This window comes from Bradyrhizobium sp. (assembly GCF_049691595.1).
Taxonomy (GTDB): domain Bacteria; phylum Pseudomonadota; class Alphaproteobacteria; order Rhizobiales; family Xanthobacteraceae; genus Bradyrhizobium.
Genome location: NZ_JBAVNZ010000427.1, coordinates 1 through 17,756 on the forward strand (window position 1 = coordinate 1; position 17,756 = coordinate 17,756).

21 protein-coding genes, 1 tRNA gene and 1 pseudogene are annotated in these 17,756 nt (G+C 62.7%); 16 read left to right on the top strand and 7 right to left on the bottom strand.

The genetic code is table 11. The features are described from left to right. A pseudogene (locus WCE35_RS17935) lies at positions 1-198 on the top strand (SAM-dependent methyltransferase); the annotation flags it as partial. Between the two features lies 1 nt (position 199). On the opposite strand, the gene pepT reads toward WCE35_RS17935, so the two are convergent. After that, the gene (gene pepT / locus WCE35_RS17940) at positions 200-1,456 is read right to left on the bottom strand and encodes a peptidase T (RefSeq protein ID WP_424594668.1); all 1,257 of its coding nucleotides are present in this window, start codon (positions 1,454-1,456) and stop codon (positions 200-202) included. Between the two features lie 111 nt (positions 1,457-1,567). Next, complete coding sequence (locus tag WCE35_RS17945; protein ID WP_424594669.1) at positions 1,568-1,867, bottom strand: HU family DNA-binding protein; 300 nt, start codon at positions 1,865-1,867, stop codon at positions 1,568-1,570. Between the two features lie 332 nt (positions 1,868-2,199). Between WCE35_RS17945 and WCE35_RS17950 the strand changes: the two genes are divergently transcribed. Continuing rightward, a tRNA-Asp gene (locus WCE35_RS17950) sits at positions 2,200-2,276 on the top strand. Between the two features lie 70 nt (positions 2,277-2,346). On the opposite strand, the gene WCE35_RS17955 is transcribed toward WCE35_RS17950, so the two are convergent. The 5 genes from WCE35_RS17955 to WCE35_RS17975 all read right to left on the bottom strand — a co-directional run bounded on the left by WCE35_RS17955 (position 2,347) and on the right by WCE35_RS17975 (position 6,167). After that, positions 2,347-2,700, bottom strand: a complete 354-nt coding sequence (locus tag WCE35_RS17955; protein ID WP_424594670.1) for a hypothetical protein — start codon at positions 2,698-2,700, stop codon at positions 2,347-2,349. A gap of 126 nt (positions 2,701-2,826) precedes the next feature. Beyond that, on the bottom strand, positions 2,827-3,861 hold the full coding sequence (locus WCE35_RS17960; protein WP_424594671.1) for a Bug family tripartite tricarboxylate transporter substrate binding protein: 1,035 nt from the start codon (positions 3,859-3,861) through the stop codon (positions 2,827-2,829). A 28-nt stretch (positions 3,862-3,889) separates the two neighbouring features. Further along, entirely contained in the window at positions 3,890-4,702 is an 813-nt protein-coding gene (locus tag WCE35_RS17965) for a methyltransferase domain-containing protein (protein WP_424594672.1), read from the bottom strand. Continuing rightward, entirely contained in the window at positions 4,675-5,418 is a 744-nt protein-coding gene (locus WCE35_RS17970; protein WP_424594673.1) for an IclR family transcriptional regulator, read from the bottom strand. Before WCE35_RS17970 ends, WCE35_RS17965 begins: the two co-directional genes overlap by 28 nt. 554 nt (positions 5,419-5,972) lie before the next feature. Then, positions 5,973-6,167: a hypothetical protein gene (locus WCE35_RS17975; protein ID WP_424594674.1), complete on the bottom strand. Its 195-nt coding sequence runs from the start codon at positions 6,165-6,167 to the stop codon at positions 5,973-5,975. 594 nt (positions 6,168-6,761) lie between these two features. On the opposite strand from WCE35_RS17975, the gene WCE35_RS17980 reads away from it, so the two are divergent. The 14 genes from WCE35_RS17980 to nuoK are packed head-to-tail and all read left to right on the top strand — an operon-like array spanning position 6,762 to position 17,747. Then, a complete protein-coding gene (locus tag WCE35_RS17980) occupies positions 6,762-7,127 on the top strand; it encodes an NADH-quinone oxidoreductase subunit A (RefSeq protein ID WP_424594675.1) in 366 nt (121 codons plus the stop codon). Then, positions 7,118-7,714: a NuoB/complex I 20 kDa subunit family protein gene (locus tag WCE35_RS17985; protein WP_424594676.1), complete on the top strand. Its 597-nt coding sequence runs from the start codon at positions 7,118-7,120 to the stop codon at positions 7,712-7,714. Before WCE35_RS17980 ends, WCE35_RS17985 begins: the two co-directional genes overlap by 10 nt. A 9-nt stretch (positions 7,715-7,723) precedes the next feature. Next, on the top strand, positions 7,724-8,329 hold the full coding sequence (locus tag WCE35_RS17990; protein ID WP_424594677.1) for an NADH-quinone oxidoreductase subunit C: 606 nt from the start codon (positions 7,724-7,726) through the stop codon (positions 8,327-8,329). 30 nt (positions 8,330-8,359) lie between these two features. Next, on the top strand, positions 8,360-8,740 hold the full coding sequence (locus tag WCE35_RS17995; RefSeq protein WP_424594678.1) for a four helix bundle protein: 381 nt from the start codon (positions 8,360-8,362) through the stop codon (positions 8,738-8,740). Positions 8,741-8,798: 58 nt separating this feature from the next. Next, entirely contained in the window at positions 8,799-9,989 is a 1,191-nt protein-coding gene (locus WCE35_RS18000) for an NADH-quinone oxidoreductase subunit D (protein WP_424594679.1), read from the top strand. Further along, positions 9,986-10,948, top strand: a complete 963-nt coding sequence (locus tag WCE35_RS18005) for an FkbM family methyltransferase (RefSeq protein ID WP_424594680.1) — start codon at positions 9,986-9,988, stop codon at positions 10,946-10,948. The genes WCE35_RS18000 and WCE35_RS18005 overlap by 4 nt, the downstream gene beginning before the upstream one ends. A gap of 11 nt (positions 10,949-10,959) precedes the next feature. Next, a complete protein-coding gene (gene nuoE, locus WCE35_RS18010) occupies positions 10,960-11,571 on the top strand; it encodes an NADH-quinone oxidoreductase subunit NuoE (protein WP_424594681.1) in 612 nt (203 codons plus the stop codon). Further along, entirely contained in the window at positions 11,568-11,783 is a 216-nt protein-coding gene (locus WCE35_RS18015) for a hypothetical protein (RefSeq protein ID WP_424594682.1), read from the top strand. The genes nuoE and WCE35_RS18015 overlap by 4 nt, the downstream gene beginning before the upstream one ends. A 21-nt stretch (positions 11,784-11,804) precedes the next feature. Beyond that, positions 11,805-13,130: an NADH-quinone oxidoreductase subunit NuoF gene (gene nuoF, locus WCE35_RS18020; RefSeq protein WP_424594683.1), complete on the top strand. Its 1,326-nt coding sequence runs from the start codon at positions 11,805-11,807 to the stop codon at positions 13,128-13,130. Between the two features lie 5 nt (positions 13,131-13,135). Next, complete coding sequence (gene nuoG / locus WCE35_RS18025; protein WP_424594684.1) at positions 13,136-15,211, top strand: NADH-quinone oxidoreductase subunit NuoG; 2,076 nt, start codon at positions 13,136-13,138, stop codon at positions 15,209-15,211. Between the two features lie 10 nt (positions 15,212-15,221). Then, entirely contained in the window at positions 15,222-16,292 is a 1,071-nt protein-coding gene (gene nuoH / locus WCE35_RS18030) for an NADH-quinone oxidoreductase subunit NuoH (protein WP_424594685.1), read from the top strand. A gap of 7 nt (positions 16,293-16,299) precedes the next feature. After that, a complete protein-coding gene (nuoI, locus tag WCE35_RS18035; RefSeq protein ID WP_424594686.1) occupies positions 16,300-16,794 on the top strand; it encodes an NADH-quinone oxidoreductase subunit NuoI in 495 nt (164 codons plus the stop codon). Between the two features lie 9 nt (positions 16,795-16,803). Then, on the top strand, positions 16,804-17,442 hold the full coding sequence (locus WCE35_RS18040) for an NADH-quinone oxidoreductase subunit J (protein ID WP_424594687.1): 639 nt from the start codon (positions 16,804-16,806) through the stop codon (positions 17,440-17,442). Continuing rightward, entirely contained in the window at positions 17,439-17,747 is a 309-nt protein-coding gene (gene nuoK / locus WCE35_RS18045) for an NADH-quinone oxidoreductase subunit NuoK (protein ID WP_424594688.1), read from the top strand. Before WCE35_RS18040 ends, nuoK begins: the two co-directional genes overlap by 4 nt. Positions 17,748-17,756: the final 9 nt, after the last annotated feature.

Here is a 17,756-nt window from a genome sequence, read left to right on the forward strand (position 1 = left end):
GCCATTGGCCGCGGCCTCGATGCCGCGGTCGAAACGGCGCTCGAGATCGGCCCCTCAAGCCGAGCGCTGGAGGGTCAGCCGCCGGAGGTGCAGGCCGCGGCCACCGGTTCGATCCGTGAGGCGCTTGTTCCCTTCGTCCAAGGGCAAACCGTGCCGCTGCCGGCATCGATCTGGATCGTGACGGCGCGCGTGTCGTGAACTACGCCCGCTCTTCCCAGATCATCGCGAGATGCACGATGGTCTGCACGGCTTTTTCCATGTCCTGCACGCTCACCCATTCCAGCCGCGAGTGGAACGCGTGCTCGCCGGCAAAGATGTTGGGGCAGGGCAGCCCCATGAATGACAGCCGGGAGCCGTCGGTACCGCCGCGGATCGAGGTCTTCGTAGGCTTCAGCCCGGCGCGCCGGATCGCCTCCATCGCGTGGTCGACGATCTCGGGGTGACGGTCGATCACCTGCTTCATGTTGCGGTATTGCGGCTTGACCTCCATCCTGTAGCTCGAGCGCGGGTAGCCTTTCATCACCTCTTTGACGATGCCTTCCAGCAGGGCTTCCTTCGCCTTCAGCCCCGCGTCGGTGAAATCGCGTACAATAAAGCCGAGCGTGGCTCTCTCCAGCGCGCCGGAAATCGAGATCGGATGCAGAAAACCTTCCCTGCCTTCGGTGGTTTCCGGCGAGCAGGTGTTTTTCGGCAGCCGATCGACGATGGCGGCGGCGATCTTGATCGCATGCTCCATCTTGCCCTTGGCAAAGCCGGGATGGGTGCTGACGCCCTCGATGGTGATGGTGGCGCCATCGGCGGAAAAGGTCTCGTCCTCGATATTGCCCGCGGTCTCGCCGTCCATGGTATAGGCGAAATCGGCGCCGAGCTTCCTCAGGTCGACCTTGTCGACGCCGCGGCCGATCTCCTCGTCGGGCGTGAACAGGATCTTGATCGCGCCATGCCTGATTTGCGGGTTGTGAACCAGGAAATGCGCGGCATCCATGATCTCGGCAAGACCGGCCTTGTTGTCGGCGCCCAACAGCGTGGTGCCATCGGTCGTGATGATGTCATTGCCGATCTGGTCGGCCAGCGCCGGGTGTTCCGCGGCGCGGATCACCTGCGCGGGGTCGGCCGGCAGCACGATATCGCCGCCGCGATAGTTCCTGACGATCTGCGGTTTGACATCCTTGCCAGTGCAGTCCGGCGAGGTATCCATGTGCGAGCAGAAGCAGATCACCGGGACTTTTTTGTCGGTATTCGCAGGGATGGTCGCGTAGACATAGCCGTGCGCGTCGAGATGGGCGTCCTGGAGCCCGATCGCCCGCAATTCGGAAGCGAGCAGACGGCCGAGGTCTTTTTGCTTGTCGGTGGAAGGGCAGGTGGGAGAGGCCGGATCCGACTGGGTGTCGATCGCGACATAGCGCAAGAACCGCTCGGTGACGATGTGGGTAAATGCGAGAGAGGAAGCCAGCATGACGACCGCGGCAGAATGAGAAACGGGAAAACTCTATAACAGAGAAGCGCCATTCCGGGGCCGCGCAACGAGCCGGAATGGCGCTTGAAATCAAACCGGAAAACCGTCCGCTCAGACCGCTTCCTTGAGTTCCTTGGCCGCGCGGAAGGCAACCTTCTTGCTGGCCTTGATGTGGATCGCCTCGCCGGTGGCGGGGTTGCGCCCCATGCGGGCGGCGCGTTTGCGGACCTGGAGGATGCCGAGGCCGACGATGCGGACGCGCTCGCCCTTCTTCAGGTGTTTGGTAATCCGGCCGACCATGTCGGTCAGAATGGCCTCGGCCTGCTTTTTCGACAGTTCCTGGTCCTCGGCGATTGCCGCTGCCAGATGCTTCAGCGTGACGGTCGCGGGGGTTGCTGCTTTCTTCGCCATATTTGGCCTCCTCGTTGTTGAGTGGCTCCGGAAGCGTTTTCGAACGAAGCCGATACCGGTTCGCGTGAAGAAAACGCGTCTGATGGGAGACCGGGAGCCTGTTCGGTTCTGATTTGTGACAACCGAACAGGCTCCAGGAAACCAAGACGTATCAGGCCTTAAATGATTCGGGTGGCGACTGACTACGCTGTTCTGCCTGAAAACAGGCCCTTACTTGCATCGGCGTCGCAAAAACGCCCGGTTGGCGCGGGGATTTGCAACGTCCTTGACTAAAAGGGGGAGGGCCTTTAAGTCCTCGTTTTCGTGCGGATCAATGTTTGACGACGGCATCCGCGGGAGTAGCTCAGTTGGTTAGAGCGCCGCCCTGTCACGGCGGAGGCCGCGGGTTCGAGTCCCGTCTCTCGCGCCATTGTTTCAAGCACTTGGACCTCCAGCGCCGGCCGACGTTTCGCCTCCGAAACCCCGCGATTCGACTCCAGTCATTTTTTCGGTCCCGATGCGTTCGCTTCCCGCATCAGCGTGCGACCCCGCGCGCGTGCTTCGTCGGCCAGCCGTACCACGGCCTTATGGTTGGGCTGGTAGGTCGCCTGCAGATCGCGATTGGTGTCGATCGCGTTCGCCATCTTGCCGGCGAGCGCGGCAGGACCGACCTGGCCGGCTGTGGCCTCGACCGCGCCCGAACGGCGGAAGTCCATGACGGTGCGCTTGTCGCCGAGACCCGCAGGTAGAGGGCAGCGCGAACCGGCACGGTCATGGTGATCCTCCCCGTCAATGGCCGTAGAGAACAACTCCTCAGGCAAAACGCCCAGGCGGCAGTTTCCCTGCCGACTCATTGCCAGCCGTTATGCCGATTCTTTGGCGGCCGCACGTGCGGCAATTCGAATGATCGCTCGCGACGCGACTCGCGCAGTAGTCCTTCTGTGATCAGCGCAGCGACAAGGAGTACGCTCGCAATAGGCTCACTCGATCTTGATCCCGGTCGCGTCGACGACGACTTTCCACTCGCGTACTTGTTCTGATAGGGCGGTGGCAAAATCCTGCGCGGTCCCGATCCTTGCCTCTATGCCGAGCTTGGCGAGGCCGGTGCGCACCTCTTCGGACCTAAGGCCTTCATTGACGGCATGGTTGAGCTGGCCGACGATTGTCGCGGGAGTGCCGGCCGGCGCCAACAGGCCGAACCAGACTTCCTTGGGAAAGCCTGCCACGCCGACTTCCAACATGGTCGGCGTATCTGGCAGCTCCGGCCAACGAGCTTCGCTCGTCACCGCAAGCGCCTTCAGCTTGCCTGCCTTGAAATGCGTGAGCAGGCTGGACTTTGGATTGAAAACCACGTCGATGTGCCCGCCGAGCACGTCAGTGATTGCGGCAGCGCCCCCTTTGTAAGGGACAAAGAGAATGTCCGTCCCCGTCTTGACCTTGAGAAATTCGCCGGCGAAATGCGTGTAGATTCCAGGAGGGGCACCGTATTTCAGTTTGCCGGGATTGTTCTTCGCGTAATGGACGAACTGCTGGAATGTGTCCGCAGGGACGCCCGGCGATATGGCCAGCGCCATCGAGTCGACGCAGATTGCGGCGATGGGCGCGAAGGAGTCGGTGGGATCAAACCCAAGATTTTTGTAGAGCGCCCCAAGCATGGCGTTGACGTTGGTTCCGCCCAGCAACAACGTGTAGCCATCCGGTTGCGCGCTGGCGGCCGCTTTGGCGCCGATCCTTCCCCCGGCACCGGCGAGATTCTCGACGACAACATTCTGTCCAAGTCTGGAAGAGAGCGACTGCGCGATCAACCGAGCGACAACATCGGTCGGACCGCCGGGGGAGAACGGGACGACGATCTTGATCGTTCGCTCGGGATAGGACTCGGCATAGACCGGCTGCAGTGCGATCGGCGCGGACGCGATTGCGAGCAACGTGAACAGCCAAGCAGCGGCCATCCGTCGCGTTGCGCTCGTCCCGCCGCGGCTTGCCGCAAGAATGCGTTTCAGAACGTCTAGCATGCTTGCCTCCTGTTGAACGTCTTGATGGTCACGAGACTCTTGCCGTCAGCACATGTGTTTCTTCCGGATAGGTTACGCCCTCGCCGTCGGCATAGCGCTGAAGCCCTTTCATGACGCTCGCGCCAATCTTCTCTCGCGCCGCCGGCTCGGTGGCGGCGATAAGTGGTGCAAGCGGCGTTGCGGACAAATGGCCAAGCGTGAATTTATCCAGCCGAGGGAGGTGCACATTGATCCGACTGACGCGCACGTCCACCGCTGAAAAGCCTGCTTCCGTTGCAAGACGCTGCAGTTCCTCCTTGGTAGGGACCTGTCGCGAGACGCAAAACTGAAAGGCAGCTGCGTCGTCGACAAATCGAGTGAGCGCTTCGCCGACCGCGCTGTTGTAAAGCCCGACACCGTTCCAGACGCTGAGCGCGAGGCGGCCGCCACGAGCGAGCACACGGCGCATCTCCCGGATTGCAAGCGCCTTATCGGGAAAGAACTGCAGTCCCTGCTGGCAGAGAACCACGTCCACGGTGGCGTCCTGCAATCGAAGATCGAGCGCGCTGCATTCGACCCATTCGATCGATGCGCTGACGGGGATCGGGAGCGATCGTGCGACGGCGATCATTCCGGAGTTCAGATCAACTCCTACGACACGTCCAGCAGAACCGACACGTTCCGCTGCGGCGCGAGCGACGACGCCAGTCCCGCAAGCAACGTCCAGCACGCGCTCGCCGACACCGACGTGAGCGGCATCGACAAGCAAGGGCGCCCAGGGCCCGAGGATGTACCGCGCGACGTAGCGCTCATACAGTTCGGCCGCCTCCGCGCTTAGCTGCCATTGTCCGTTCTTGGCCATCTTCCATTCCACCCGAGCTTGCGGGATATGCGCTCCGCCGTTTGCGTGACTGCTCTGATCTGGGCCGGAGGCGGCGACGCCGGGACGTATTGAATGGAGCCCGCAATGGCGACCGCACCGGCATAGTTGCCGCCGTGATCGAACAGCGGAGCCGCCAGGCCGTTCACGCCCTGCAGCACCCGGTTGGGAGCCGTGGCCCAGCCGCGCGCTCTCACCTGCGCCACGGCGCGCTGAAGAGCACCTGGCGAGCAGATGGTATGCGGCGTCCAGGCTTTGAGCGGTTTTGCAAGGCAATACTCCATGAGGCTCTCGGGACCGAACGCCAACGCAACGTTTCCGTGGGCGCTCGCATGAAGATCCAGCACGGTTCCGGGCTGCGTTCCGAAATTGACGATCGCGTGGCCCTGCAGGACCTCCAGGACCACGATCTGATGTTCAACCAGCGCGGACAAGGTCGCCGGCTGCCCCGTCTCGTCGCGCAGTCGCGCCAGATCGTCCCGGGCAATCGCGAGGACGTCGAAGCGCTCCCTTAGGCGCTCGCCGAGAATGAACAGCTTGATTCCCGCTGCATAGCGCATCGTAGTCGCTTCCTGACGCACGAAGCCATGCAGCATGAGAGTTTGGAGGTGGCGATAGACGGTCGCCTTCGACGACGCGAATTCGCGTGCGAGCTCGGTGACGCCGATCGGTTCTCTCAAGGTCGCGAGTCGCTCCAACAGGCGCAGCGACAGGACGACCGTCGCGTTTGCCGGACTTTCGTCGAGGGACCTCGGCTTCCCGGTCGGCCCGCGCAGCGCCGTGACTTTCGGCATGGGTGTGTTTCATCCAGTGAAACAGTGTTTCAATATACTAGCGATACTCACTGTCGCTTGTCAAACGGAGCACTCTCGTGAAGTCTGTCGGGATGCTTGGCGATTTCGTCAGCGGCCGCGGTAGGCAGGATCGTGCCGCGAATAGCGTCGCCGAATGGCGCACCATCGTCGATCCCGAGGTTGATCGGGAGGGCCGCCATCGAAGGGTAACGGGACCACGCTGCGAAATCGGGAGGACAGCTTGAGGCGTAGCGCAAGATCGCAGGCCGTCGCAGGTTTGCCGATTGGAGCGCGCGGTGGGCTGCGGACTCATAGCGTCACGGCAAAGCAATAGTGCCCATCTTCATCAACCGTGGCGCGCCACTAAGTCAATGGCTTGGCGCCGGTTTTCGGAGGACCTGCGGGAAACGCAAAGGCCGCCCGAAGGCGGCCCTTTTATTACGCTGCGATCCGTATAATCAGCGGATCGTCGAAGTGTCCGAGCTGGTCACGACCACCGGCTTGCCCGCCTTCACCATATGGGCGGTCTGGGTCATATCCGTATTGGTTCGCACCGAGATGCCGAAGCCGGCTACTGCGATGCCAGCCACAAGCGCGACAATCACGATCTTCAGGTGCGTCGCGCGGTCCGCCGAGTGAATTGAGTGGTTCATCTGAGCCTCCGGGCGTCTTTGCGCCGTCTGTTGGCGGCAAAGCTACGCCCGGCCTGTTTCAGGATTGCTTCGTGGATTCCCCAAAATGGTTTCGTCACCTGGCCGGAACGGGTTTCGTCGATCCGGGCTTGGAAACCGGCCGCGGGCGCGCGCGGGAAAACATTAATGAAAACAACGATGAAAGCCACGACTGGGCCAGCACGTCCGCGTTGCGCATGCTGGCGTCCTGCGCCTGTCGCCGGCCGCGGCGATCAGCTTGCTCGCTTGATATCGGCACGGATCGATCGCGCCGCCGACACGAACAGCAATGCGCCAAGCGTGGTCGTCGGCGCGGCCGACAGCAGCGAATAGCACACGGCCTCGGTACCATAATCTCTTCAGCGCGTCGTCGATCGTGCCCACAGTCCGCGGGCCGACACCCTGACCGAAGCAGGTCGCGGTCAACAGAAAGATTATCAAGACCGACGCAAAAAAGGCAGGCGGACCGTCAAGATTGCTTGTCTTGCGCCCCCTGTTGCGCTGCGCTAAGCCTCAACAACAATTCCAATCAGCGAATCTGCGGTCTCTGCGACGCCGCAGGAAAAGGCCCCGCCGATGACCGGCATCCTGCAGAATTATCTCCCACTTGTGGTGTTTATATCGGTGGCGGGCTTTATCGGTCTGGCGCTCCTGATCGCCCCATTCCTGCTCGCGTTCCAGCAGCCGGATCCGGAAAAGCTTTCTGCCTATGAATGCGGATTCAACGCTTTTGACGACGCCCGCATGAAGTTCGACGTCCGCTTCTATCTGGTAGCGATCCTTTTCATCATCTTCGACCTCGAGGTCGCGTTCCTGTTCCCGTGGGCGGTGGCGTTCGGGAAACTCGGGGCGACCGGTTTCTGGTCGATGATGGTGTTCCTGGCCGTCCTCACGGTCGGGTTTGCGTACGAATGGAAGAAAGGCGCGCTCGAATGGGATTGAGCCCCACCGCCGCGACACCAGCGTCTTCGCCGCTGGTCGCGCGGGCCGCGACCGGCATCATCGACCCCGCGACCGGCAGGCCGGTCGGCGCCAATGACCCGTACTTCCTCGAGGTCAATCACGAACTCTCCGACAAGGGCTTTTTCGTCGCTGCGACCGACGACCTGATCACCTGGGCCCGCACCGGCTCGCTGATGTGGATGACCTTCGGGCTCGCCTGCTGCGCGGTCGAGATGATGCAGATGTCGATGCCGCGCTACGACGTCGAGCGCTTCGGCTTCGCGCCACGGGCTTCGCCGCGGCAGTCCGACGTGATGATCGTGGCGGGCACGCTGACCAACAAGATGGCGCCGGCGCTGCGCAAGGTCTACGACCAGATGCCGGAGCCGCGCTATGTGATCTCGATGGGATCGTGCGCCAATGGCGGCGGCTACTATCACTATTCCTACTCGGTCGTGCGCGGCTGCGACCGCATCGTGCCGGTCGACATCTACGTGCCTGGCTGCCCGCCGACGGCGGAAGCGCTGCTCTATGGCGTGCTGCTGCTTCAGAAGAAGATCCGGCGCACCGGCACCATCGAACGCTGAGGATCACAAGTGAGCAAGCTGGCCGAACTCGGTGAATCCATCAAGGCGGCGTTATCAGGCGCCGTCACGGGATACGCGATCGCACTTGATCAACTGACCGTCACCGTTGAAGCGAGCAAGATCGTCGACGTCGTCAAATTCCTGCGCGACGATCCCACCTGCCGCTTCGTCAACATCACCGACGTCACGGCGGTGGACTATCCAGGCCGCGAAAAACGTTTCGACGTGGTCTATCATCTGCTGTCGCCGACGCTGAACACGCGCATTCGCCTTCGCGCCGAGGCCGGCGAGACGACGCATGTGCCATCGATCATCGAGGTGTTTCCCGGCGCCGACTGGTTCGAGCGCGAGTGCTACGACCTCTACGGCGTGATCTTCACCGGCCATCCCGACATGCGGCGGCTGCTGACCGACTACGGCTTCGAGGGCCATCCGCTGCGCAAGGATTTTCCGCTGACCGGCTTCGTCGAGGTGCGCTACGACGACCAGGAGAAGCGGGTGCTCTACGAGCCGGTCCGCCTCAACCAGGAGTTCCGCAAATTCGATTTTCTGTCGCCGTGGGAAGGCGCGGACTATCCGGTGTTGCCGGGCGATGAGAAGAGAAGCGGCGAATAGCGAATGGCGAGTGGCGAATAGGGATGATTATTGAGCGACCAGTCGATCAACTCGTACCGGGACTTGAGGGTATGGCAAGATGCCATGACCTTGGCAGAGACCTGTTATCGATTGACGCGCCAATTTCCTCGCGAAGAGCTGTTTGGATTGACGTCGCAAATCAGACGAGCGGCAGCATCGGTTCCGGCCAATATCGCCGAAGGCCACAGGCGGGAAAACACCGGCAGCTTTGTGCAGCATCTGCGAATTTCGCAGGGCTCGTTGAAGGAGCTCGAAACACACCTGCTTCTGGCCGAGCGCGTCAGCATCTTGCCGGCTTCCGATTTGCAGGCCGTTCTCGTCCAGTGCGAGAGCTTGGGCAAAATGGTTCGCGCTTTGATACGGTCGCTTCAGGGCAAGTCTGTCAAATGAGACCGTTCGCTATTCGCTATTCGCTATTCGCCATTCGCTCGCAAGCGAAAGCTGCGTCATGAACGAGCAGAACCTCCGCAATTTTACCATCAACTTCGGGCCGCAACATCCGGCTGCGCACGGGGTTCTGAGGTTGGTGTTGGAACTCGACGGTGAAGTGGTCGCCCGCGTCGATCCGCATATCGGCCTCCTGCATCGCGGCACCGAAAAACTGATCGAGCAAAAAACCTATCTGCAGGCGATCCCGTATTTCGACCGGCTCGACTACGTCGCGCCGATGAACCAGGAGCACGCGTTCTGTCTGGCGGCGGAAAAGCTGCTCGGCATTACCGTGCCGCGCCGCGGGCAATTGATCCGCGTCTTGTATTGCGAGATCGGCCGCATCCTGTCGCATCTGCTCAACGTCACCACGCAGGCGCTGGATGTCGGCGCCCTGACCCCGCCATTGTGGGGCTTTGAAGAGCGCGAAAAGCTGATGGTGTTTTACGAGCGCGCTTCGGGTTCGCGGATGCATGCGGCCTATTTCCGCATCGGCGGTGTGCATCAGGACCTGCCACTGAGGCTGATCGACGATATCGACGCCTGGTGCGATCCGTTTCTGCAGGTCGTGGCCGACCTCGAAACCCTGCTCACCGGCAACCGCATCTTCAAGCAGCGCAATGTCGACATCGGCGTGGTGTCGCTGAAGCAGGCCTGGGAGTGGGGCTTTTCGGGCGTGATGGTGCGCGGTTCGGGCGCGGCATGGGATCTGCGCAAGGCGCAGCCTTACGAATGCTATGCCGAGATGGATTTCGACATCCCGATCGGCAAGAACGGCGACTGCTACGACCGCTACTGCATCCGCATGGAAGAGATGCGCCAGTCGGTCCGCATCATGAAGCAGTGCATCGCCAAACTGCGCGCGCCGGACGGGCAGGGGCCGGTCGTCGTCGAGGACAACAAGATCGCACCGCCGCGCCGCGGCGAGATGAAGCGCTCGATGGAAGCGCTGATCCATCATTTCAAGCTTTACACCGAGGGCGTCCACGTGCCGGCCGGCGAGATCTATGCCGCGGTCGAGGCGCCGAAGGGCGAGTTCGGCGTCTATCTGGTCGCCGACGGCACCAACAAACCCTACAGGTGCAAGATCCGCGCGCCGGGCTTTGCCCATCTCCAGGCGATGGACTTTATCTGCCGCGGCCATCTGCTGGCGGATGTTTCCGCCATTCTCGGCTCGCTTGACATCGTGTTCGGAGAGGTCGACCGGTGACGGCGCAGGCGCCCATCCAGTTTGATCGCGCCACCGGCGTGCTCGAGGGCGCCAATGCCTGGGAGCGGCTGGCGGCGGTCGCGCTGACGCTGGGATCGAAGGTCGGGTCGAATTTTTCGCACTTCGGCTACAACGCATGCGCCAATCTGCTTCGGAAGATGCTGCCGGAGCGCGATATCGATGTCAGGCTCAATTCGGATGCAACCTTCGCGTTTCCCTATGGCGACGGTTACTGGAGCAAGCTGCTCAATCGCTCGTTCGCGTATGAAAACGAACTCGAATTGCTGTTCCGGGAGTCCGCCGACGTCGACTATACGCTGCTCGATTGCGGCGCCAATTACGGCTACTGGTCGGTGCTGGTGTCCAGCGCGCCTTACGGCTCGCACCGGGCGATTGCGATCGAGCCGTCGTCGAAGAATTTTGCCCGGCTTGCGAACAATGCCGGCATCAACGGCAACCGTTTCGAGATCATGCGATGCGCGATCGGGGCTTCGCGGGGCACGGCGCGGCTGTCCGGCACCAAGCACGAGGCCTTCAGCATCGCCGGCGCGGCGGCCGACGGCGAGCAAGTGCCGGTCATCGCGCTCGACAATCTCATGGACGACGGCAGGATCACGGCCGGCGGAAAATACCTGATAAAGCTCGATGTCGAAGGCGTCGAGATCGAGGCGATGAAGGGCGGCGCGCGGCTGTTGCAGGGCGACAGCGTGCTGCTGTGCGAGGAGCATGGCAACGATCCGCGACACACCGTGTCGCGCTATATTCTCGAACAGACGCCGCTGAAGCTGATCGTCCATGATCCCCGCAGCAATCGCCTTGAAACCGTGAGCGATCTTTCGATCCTCGACCGCATCAAGGTTTCCACCCATGTGGGCTACAACGTGTTCGGCACCGCAAGCCCGTTCTGGCTGGAGCGGATCGCTGCGCTGAACGCAAACCCCGCGCGCCGCGTGCAATGAGAGACTGAACGATGTCCGTCCGCCGCCTCGCCCCGAAGGAATTGCAGCCCGCGAGCTTTACGTTCTCGGAAGAGAACCTCGCCTTTGCCAGGCAACAGATCGCCAAATACCCGCCGGGACGCCAGGCCTCGGCGGTGATCGCGATCCTGTGGCGGGTGCAGGAACAGCACGAAGGGTGGGTTTCGGAAGCCGCGATCCGCGCGGTCGCGGATCTGCTCGAAATGCCCTATATCCGCGTGCTGGAAATCGCGACCTTCTACACCATGTTCCAGCTGCAGCCGGTCGGCAAGAAAGCCCATGTGCAGGTCTGCGGCACCACGCCATGCCGGCTGCGCGGCGCCGGCGACCTGATCGAGGTGTGCCAGCGCCGCATCCATCATGAGCCCTTCCAGCTGTCGAAGGACGGCAATTTCAGCTGGGAAGAGGTCGAGTGCCTTGGCGCCTGCGTCAACGCGCCGATGGTGCTGATCTGGAAGGACACTTACGAGGACCTGACCAGGGAAAGTTTTGGCAGGGTGCTGGACGGATTTGCTTCCGGCCGTCCGCCGAAGCCCGGGCCGCAGATCGATCGTCAGTTTTCCGCACCGGTGGGCGGTCCGACCACGCTGAAGGAAACCACATGACGCGTGATCTTTCATTGCGACAAGACGGGCCGGGGAGGGCCGGAGCGATGAAGAACTGGCGCTATATCGCCCTGCATGGCGTGGCGGCCGCGGCGTTTGTTTTCCTGCTGCAGCGTTACGCGCTCAGTGCCTCGCTTGAATCATCGCTGTTATGGGCGCTGACCTTCGGCGGTTGCGCCGCGGGTCTCGCTTTTTCGCAGTCCAATCGCTGATCCCAGGGGAAGCTGCAAGTCATGCTCGACGACAAGGATCGCATATTCAAGAACCTCTACGGCCAGCACGATTGGGGCCTCGAGGGCGCGCGCCGCCGCGGCGCCTGGGACGCCACCAAAGCCATCATCGACAAGGGCCGCGACTGGATCATCAACGAGATGAAGGCGTCGGGCCTGCGCGGGCGCGGCGGGGCGGGGTTCCCGACCGGGCTGAAATGGTCGTTCATGCCGAAGGAACCGACCGACGGCCGGCCGAGCTATCTGGTGGTCAATGCCGACGAGTCCGAGCCCGGCACCTGCAAGGACCGCGAGATCATGCGGCACGATCCGCATCTTCTGGTCGAGGGCTGCCTGCTCGCGAGCTTCGCGATGGGTGCGCATGCCTGTTACATCTATGTGCGCGGCGAATTCATCCGCGAGCGCGAGCATCTGCAGGCCGCGGTCGACCAGGCCTATGAGGCGAGGCTGATCGGCAAGGACAACGTCAATGGCTGGCCGTTCGATCTCTACGTCACCCATGGCGCCGGCGCCTATATCTGCGGCGAGGAGACGGCGCTGCTGGAAAGCCTCGAAGGCAAGAAGGGCCAGCCGCGGCTGAAGCCGCCATTTCCGGCCAATGTCGGCCTCTATGGCTGCCCGACCACCGTCAACAATGTCGAATCCATCGCGGTCGTGCCGGATATCCTGCGGCGCAGCGCGGCGTGGTTCGCCGCCATCGGCCGGCCGAACAATGTCGGCACCAAATTGTTCTGTATTTCCGGCCATGTCGAACGTCCCTGCAACGTCGAAGAAGCCATGGGCATTCCGTTCCGTGAGCTGATCGAGCGCCATTGCGGCGGCATCCGCGGCGGCTGGGACAATCTCAAGGCCGTGATCCCCGGCGGCTCCTCGGTGCGCATGGTGCCGGCCGAACAGATCATCGATACGCCGATGGATTTTGACAGTCTCGGCAAGCTGCGCTCCGGCCTCGGCACCGCCGCCGTGATCGTGATGGACAAGTCGACCGACCTGATCCGGGCGATCGCGCGCATCGCCTATTTCTACAAGCACGAGAGCTGCGGCCAGTGCACGCCGTGCCGCGAGGGAACCGGCTGGATGTGGCGGGTGCTGACCCGGATGGCCGAGGGCCGCGCCCACAAGCGCGAGATCGACATGCTGCTGGAGGTGACAAAGCAGGTCGAGGGCCACACCATCTGCGCGCTCGGTGACGCCGCGGCCTGGCCGATCCAGGGCCTGATCGCGCATTTCCGTCACGAGATCGAGGCGCGGATCGATCAATATTCGCACAAGGCTGATATCGACGACGTCGGCGTGCGCGATCCCGCGCACATGGTCGCGGCGGAGTAGGAGCAATGACCAAACTCATCATCGATGGCAAAGAGATCGATGTGCCCGCGGAATATACCCTGCTGCAGGCCTGCGAGGCGGCGGGCGCCGAAATCCCGCGCTTCTGCTACCACGAGCGGCTGTCGATCGCCGGCAATTGCCGGATGTGCCTGGTCGAGGTGAAGGGCGGGCCAAAACCTGTCGCAAGCTGCGCCTGGGCCGTGCGCGACTGCCGGCCCGGTCCCAAGGGCGAGCCGCCGGAAATCTCGACGCGTTCGCCGATGGTCAAGAAGGCGCGCGAAGGCGTGATGGAATTCCTGCTGATCAATCATCCGCTGGATTGCCCGATCTGCGACCAGGGCGGCGAGTGCGACCTGCAGGACCAGGCGATGGGCTACGGCGTCGACACCTCTCGCTTTGCCGAGAACAAGCGCGCGGTCGAGGACAAATATCTGGGCGCGCTGGTCAAGACCTCGATGAACCGCTGCATCCAGTGCACGCGTTGCGTGCGCTTCTCGGCGGAAGTCTGCGGCGCGCCGGAAATGGGCGCGACCGGCCGCGGCGAGGACATGGAGATCACGACCTACCTCGAGCAGGCGCTGACCTCCGAGCTGCAGGGTAACCTCGTCGATATCTGCCCGGTGGGTGCGCTGACTTCAAAGCCTTATGCCTTCGCGGCGCGGCCCTGGGAGCTCGGCAAGACCCAATCGATCGATGTGATGGACGGCGTCGGCTCGGCGATCCGGGTCGATACCCGCGGCCGCGAGGTGATGCGGATATTGCCGCGCATCAACGAGGCGGTGAACGAGGAATGGATTTCCGACAAGACCCGCCACGTCGTCGATGGCCTGCGCACGCAGCGGCTCGATCGTCCTTATGTCCGGGAGAACGGCCGGCTCCGTACGGCATCGTGGCCTGAAGCGTTCGCGGCGATCGCAGCGAAGACCGGACGCATTGACGGCAAGCGGATCGGCGCCATTGCCGGCGACCTTGCCGCGGTGGAAGAAATGTTTGCGCTGAAGGACCTGCTTTCGAAATGCGGCTCCGCCAATCTCGCCGTGCAGGGGGGCGATGCCTTCGATGCCAGGGCCGGGCGTGCCGCCTACATCTTCAATCCGGCCATCGCCGGGATCGAGCAGGCCGATGCGCTTTTGATCATCGGCTCGAACCCGCGCAAGGAGGCTGCCGTCCTCAACGCGCGGATCCGCAAGCGCTGGCGCTCGGGCCAGCTCAGGATCGGCGTGATCGGCGCCAGGGCCGAGCTGACCTACGACTACGACCATATTGGCGCGGGCACCGATTCGCTGACCGATCTCGCCGCCGGCAAGCATTCGTTCGCGGACGTGCTGAAGGGCGCGAACAAGCCGATCGTGCTGGTCGGCTCCGGCGCGTTGGCGCGGCATGACGGGGCAGGGGTGCTGGCGCTCGCGGCCAAACTCGCGACGGATTTCGGCGCGCTCAGGGATGGCTGGAACGGTTTTGCCGTTCTGCAGGATGCCGCCTCGCGCGTCGGCGCGCTCGATATCGGCTTCGCCGCGGGCGCAGGCAGCCTCAACGCGGTACAGATGACGACGTTCGGCACCCTCGACGTGCTGTTCCTGCTCGGCGCCGACGAGATCAGGGTGCCGGACGGAACATTCGCGGTCTATATCGGCACCCATGGCGACCGCGGCGCGCATCGCGCCGACGTCATTCTGCCGGGCGCGGCCTATACCGAAAAATCCGGCATCTATGTCAACACCGAGGGCCGGGTGCAGATCGCCAACCGCGCCGCGTTTCCGCCGGGCGAGGCGCGCGAGGACTGGGCGATCATCCGCGCGCTATCGGAGGCCCTCGGCAGGAAACTGCCGTACGACTCGCTTCAGGCGTTGCGCCAGGCGATCTTCAGGGCCGTGCCGCATCTGATGCGGATCGACCAGATCGAGCCCGGCAGGGCGGATGATGTCAAGGCGCTGGCGGGCAGGGGCGGCAGCCTCGACAAGACCGCCTTCACGTCCTCGGTCGAGGATTTTTACCTGACCAACCCGATCGCGCGGGCCTCAGCGGTGATGGCGGAATGCTCGCGCCTCGCCTCCGGGAAAATGCTGACGGCAGCGGAGTGAGCGTGACCTGATGGCTGATTTGTTCGCAAGCTCGCTCTGGACCGGCTTTCTCTGGCCGCTGATCGTCATGGTGGCGCAGAGCCTCCTTCTGCTCGTCGTGCTGCTGATTGCGATCGCCTACATCCTGCTCGCTGACCGCAAGATCTGGGCGGCGGTGCAGATCCGCCGTGGCCCCAACGTGGTCGGTCCCTGGGGGTTGCTGCAATCCTTCGCCGACCTGCTGAAATTCGTGCTGAAGGAGCCGATCATTCCCGCCGGCGCTAACAAGGGCGTGTTCCTGCTGGCGCCACTGGTGTCCTGCGTCCTCGCGCTCGCGGCCTGGGCGGTGATCCCGATGGACCTCGGCTGGGTGATATCGGACATCAATGTCGGCGTGCTCTACATCTTCGCGATCTCGTCGCTGTCGATCTACGGCATCATCATGGCCGGCTGGTCGTCGAACTCGAAATATCCGTTTCTCGCCGCGCTTCGCTCCGCCGCGCAGATGGTCTCCTACGAGGTCTCGATCGGCTTCGTGATCATCACGGTGCTGCTCTGCGCGGGCTCGCTCAACCTGTCGGCCGTGGTCGAGGCGCAGAATACCCGCGGCTTCGCCAGCCTGATCGGCTTGCCGCAACTGACCATCCTGAACTGGTATGTATGGCCGCTGTTCCCGATGTTCGTGGTGTTCTACGTCTCGGCGCTGGCGGAAACCAACCGGCCGCCGTTCGACCTGGTGGAAGCCGAATCCGAGCTGGTCGCGGGCTTCATGGTCGAATACGGCTCGACGCCGTATTTGCTGTTCATGCTCGGCGAATATGTCGCGATCACCACGATGTGCGCGATGGCGACGATTCTGTTTCTGGGCGGCTGGCTGCCGCCGGTCGCGCTGCCGCCGTTCACCTGGGTGCCCGGAGTGATCTGGTTCACGCTCAAGGTATTCTTCATGTTCTTCATGTTCGCGATGGCAAAGGCGATCGTGCCGCGCTACCGCTACGATCAACTGATGCGGCTCGGCTGGAAGGTGTTCCTGCCGCTGTCGCTGGCGATGGTGGCGATCGTCGCCGCCGTGCTGCAATTCGCCGACATCGCGCCGAAATGAGGTCGCCATGAGTGTCCACATCAACGCCGTCGCCCGCTCGCTGCTGCTGTCCGAATTCGTATCGGCGTTCTTTCTCGCCATGCGCTATTTCTTCAAGCCGAAGCCGACGCTGAATTATCCGTTCGAGAAGGGACCGATCTCGCCGCGCTTCCGGGGCGAGCATGCGCTGCGCCGCTATCCCAACGGGGAAGAGCGCTGCATCGCCTGCAAGCTGTGCGAGGCGATCTGCCCGGCGCAAGCGATCACCATCGAGGCGGGTCCGCGCCGCAATGACGGGACCCGCCGCACCGTGCGTTACGACATCGACATGGTGAAATGCATCTATTGCGGTCTGTGCCAGGAAGCCTGTCCGGTCGATGCCATCGTCGAGGGACCGAATTTCGAATTCGCGACCGAGACCCGCGAGGAACTCTACTATGACAAGGCGAAACTGCTCGCCAATGGCGACCGCTGGGAGCGCGAGATCGCGAAATCGATCGAACTCGACGCGCTATACCGGTGAGGTGAGGGCATGATCCTCCCCGCGCTGTTCTTCTATCTGTTCGCCGCGGTCTGCGTGGCGTCGGCGGTCATGGTGATCGTGTCGCGCAATCCCGTGCATTCCGTGCTGTTCCTGATCCTCGCCTTCGTCAACGCGTCGGGCCTGTTCGTGCTGATGGGCGCCGAATTCCTCGCCATGATCCTGGTCGTGGTCTATGTCGGCGCAGTCGCGGTGCTGTTCCTGTTCGTGATCATGATGCTCGACGTCGATTTCACCGAACTGCGCGAGGGCTTTTTGGAGTACTTGCCAATTGGTCTCGTGATCGGGGGAGTTTTTTCCCTGGAACTGCTGCTGACGGTCTTCTATTGGGTCATCAATCCCGGCATATCGAAATCGATCACGGCGGCGATCCCCACCAACGTCAGCAACACCGAGGCGCTCGGCCTCGTGCTCTATACCAAGTACATCCATTACTTCCAGATTGCCGGCATGGTGCTGCTGGTCGCGATGATCGGCGCCATCGTGCTGACGCTGCGCCACAGGGCGAGCGTCAAGCGGCAGGATATCAATGTGCAGAACGCGCGGACGCCTGAACTCGCCATGAGCGTGCGCAAGGTGGCGTCGGGGCAGGGCCTGCAGGACGCGGACGCGGCGGAGTGGGTGCAATGACGATCGGTCTTGGACACTATCTTTCGGTCGGCGCGATCCTGTTCACGATCGGGATCCTCGGCATCTTCCTCAACCGCAAGAACATCATCGTCATCCTGATGTCGATCGAGCTGATCCTGCTCGCCGTCAACATCAATTTGGTGGCGTTCTCGACCTTCCTCGGCGACATCGTCGGCCAGGTGTTCGCGCTCCTGGTGCTGACGGTGGCCGCGGCGGAAACGGCGATCGGTCTGGCGGTCCTGGTGGTGTATTTCCGCAATCGCGGGTCGATCGCGGTCGAAGACGTCAATCTGATGAAGGGTTAAGGCGCCGCT

Bases quoted from the DNA above. Each gene is read 5' to 3' on its own strand.
- WCE35_RS17975 (WP_424594674.1), bottom strand. From the start codon at position 6,167: ATGAACCACTCAATTCACTCGGCGGACCGCGCGACGCACCTGAAGATC.
- nuoK (WP_424594688.1), top strand. From the start codon at position 17,439: ATGACGATCGGTCTTGGACACTATCTTTCGGTCGGCGCGATCCTGTTC.
- WCE35_RS17980 (WP_424594675.1), top strand. From the start codon at position 6,762: ATGACCGGCATCCTGCAGAATTATCTCCCACTTGTGGTGTTTATATCG.
- WCE35_RS18000 (WP_424594679.1), top strand. From the start codon at position 8,799: ATGAACGAGCAGAACCTCCGCAATTTTACCATCAACTTCGGGCCGCAA.
- WCE35_RS17960 (WP_424594671.1), bottom strand. From the start codon at position 3,861: ATGCTAGACGTTCTGAAACGCATTCTTGCGGCAAGCCGCGGCGGGACG.
- WCE35_RS18015 (WP_424594682.1), top strand. From the start codon at position 11,568: ATGACGCGTGATCTTTCATTGCGACAAGACGGGCCGGGGAGGGCCGGA.
- nuoI (WP_424594686.1), top strand. From the start codon at position 16,300: ATGAGTGTCCACATCAACGCCGTCGCCCGCTCGCTGCTGCTGTCCGAA.
- WCE35_RS17985 (WP_424594676.1), top strand. From the start codon at position 7,118: ATGGGATTGAGCCCCACCGCCGCGACACCAGCGTCTTCGCCGCTGGTC.
- WCE35_RS17955 (WP_424594670.1), bottom strand. From the start codon at position 2,700: ATGAGTCGGCAGGGAAACTGCCGCCTGGGCGTTTTGCCTGAGGAGTTG.
- WCE35_RS17965 (WP_424594672.1), bottom strand. From the start codon at position 4,702: ATGGCCAAGAACGGACAATGGCAGCTAAGCGCGGAGGCGGCCGAACTG.
- nuoE (WP_424594681.1), top strand. From the start codon at position 10,960: ATGTCCGTCCGCCGCCTCGCCCCGAAGGAATTGCAGCCCGCGAGCTTT.
- nuoH (WP_424594685.1), top strand. From the start codon at position 15,222: ATGGCTGATTTGTTCGCAAGCTCGCTCTGGACCGGCTTTCTCTGGCCG.
- WCE35_RS18040 (WP_424594687.1), top strand. From the start codon at position 16,804: ATGATCCTCCCCGCGCTGTTCTTCTATCTGTTCGCCGCGGTCTGCGTG.
- nuoG (WP_424594684.1), top strand. From the start codon at position 13,136: ATGACCAAACTCATCATCGATGGCAAAGAGATCGATGTGCCCGCGGAA.
- nuoF (WP_424594683.1), top strand. From the start codon at position 11,805: ATGCTCGACGACAAGGATCGCATATTCAAGAACCTCTACGGCCAGCAC.
- WCE35_RS17945 (WP_424594669.1), bottom strand. From the start codon at position 1,867: ATGGCGAAGAAAGCAGCAACCCCCGCGACCGTCACGCTGAAGCATCTG.
- pepT (WP_424594668.1), bottom strand. From the start codon at position 1,456: ATGCTGGCTTCCTCTCTCGCATTTACCCACATCGTCACCGAGCGGTTC.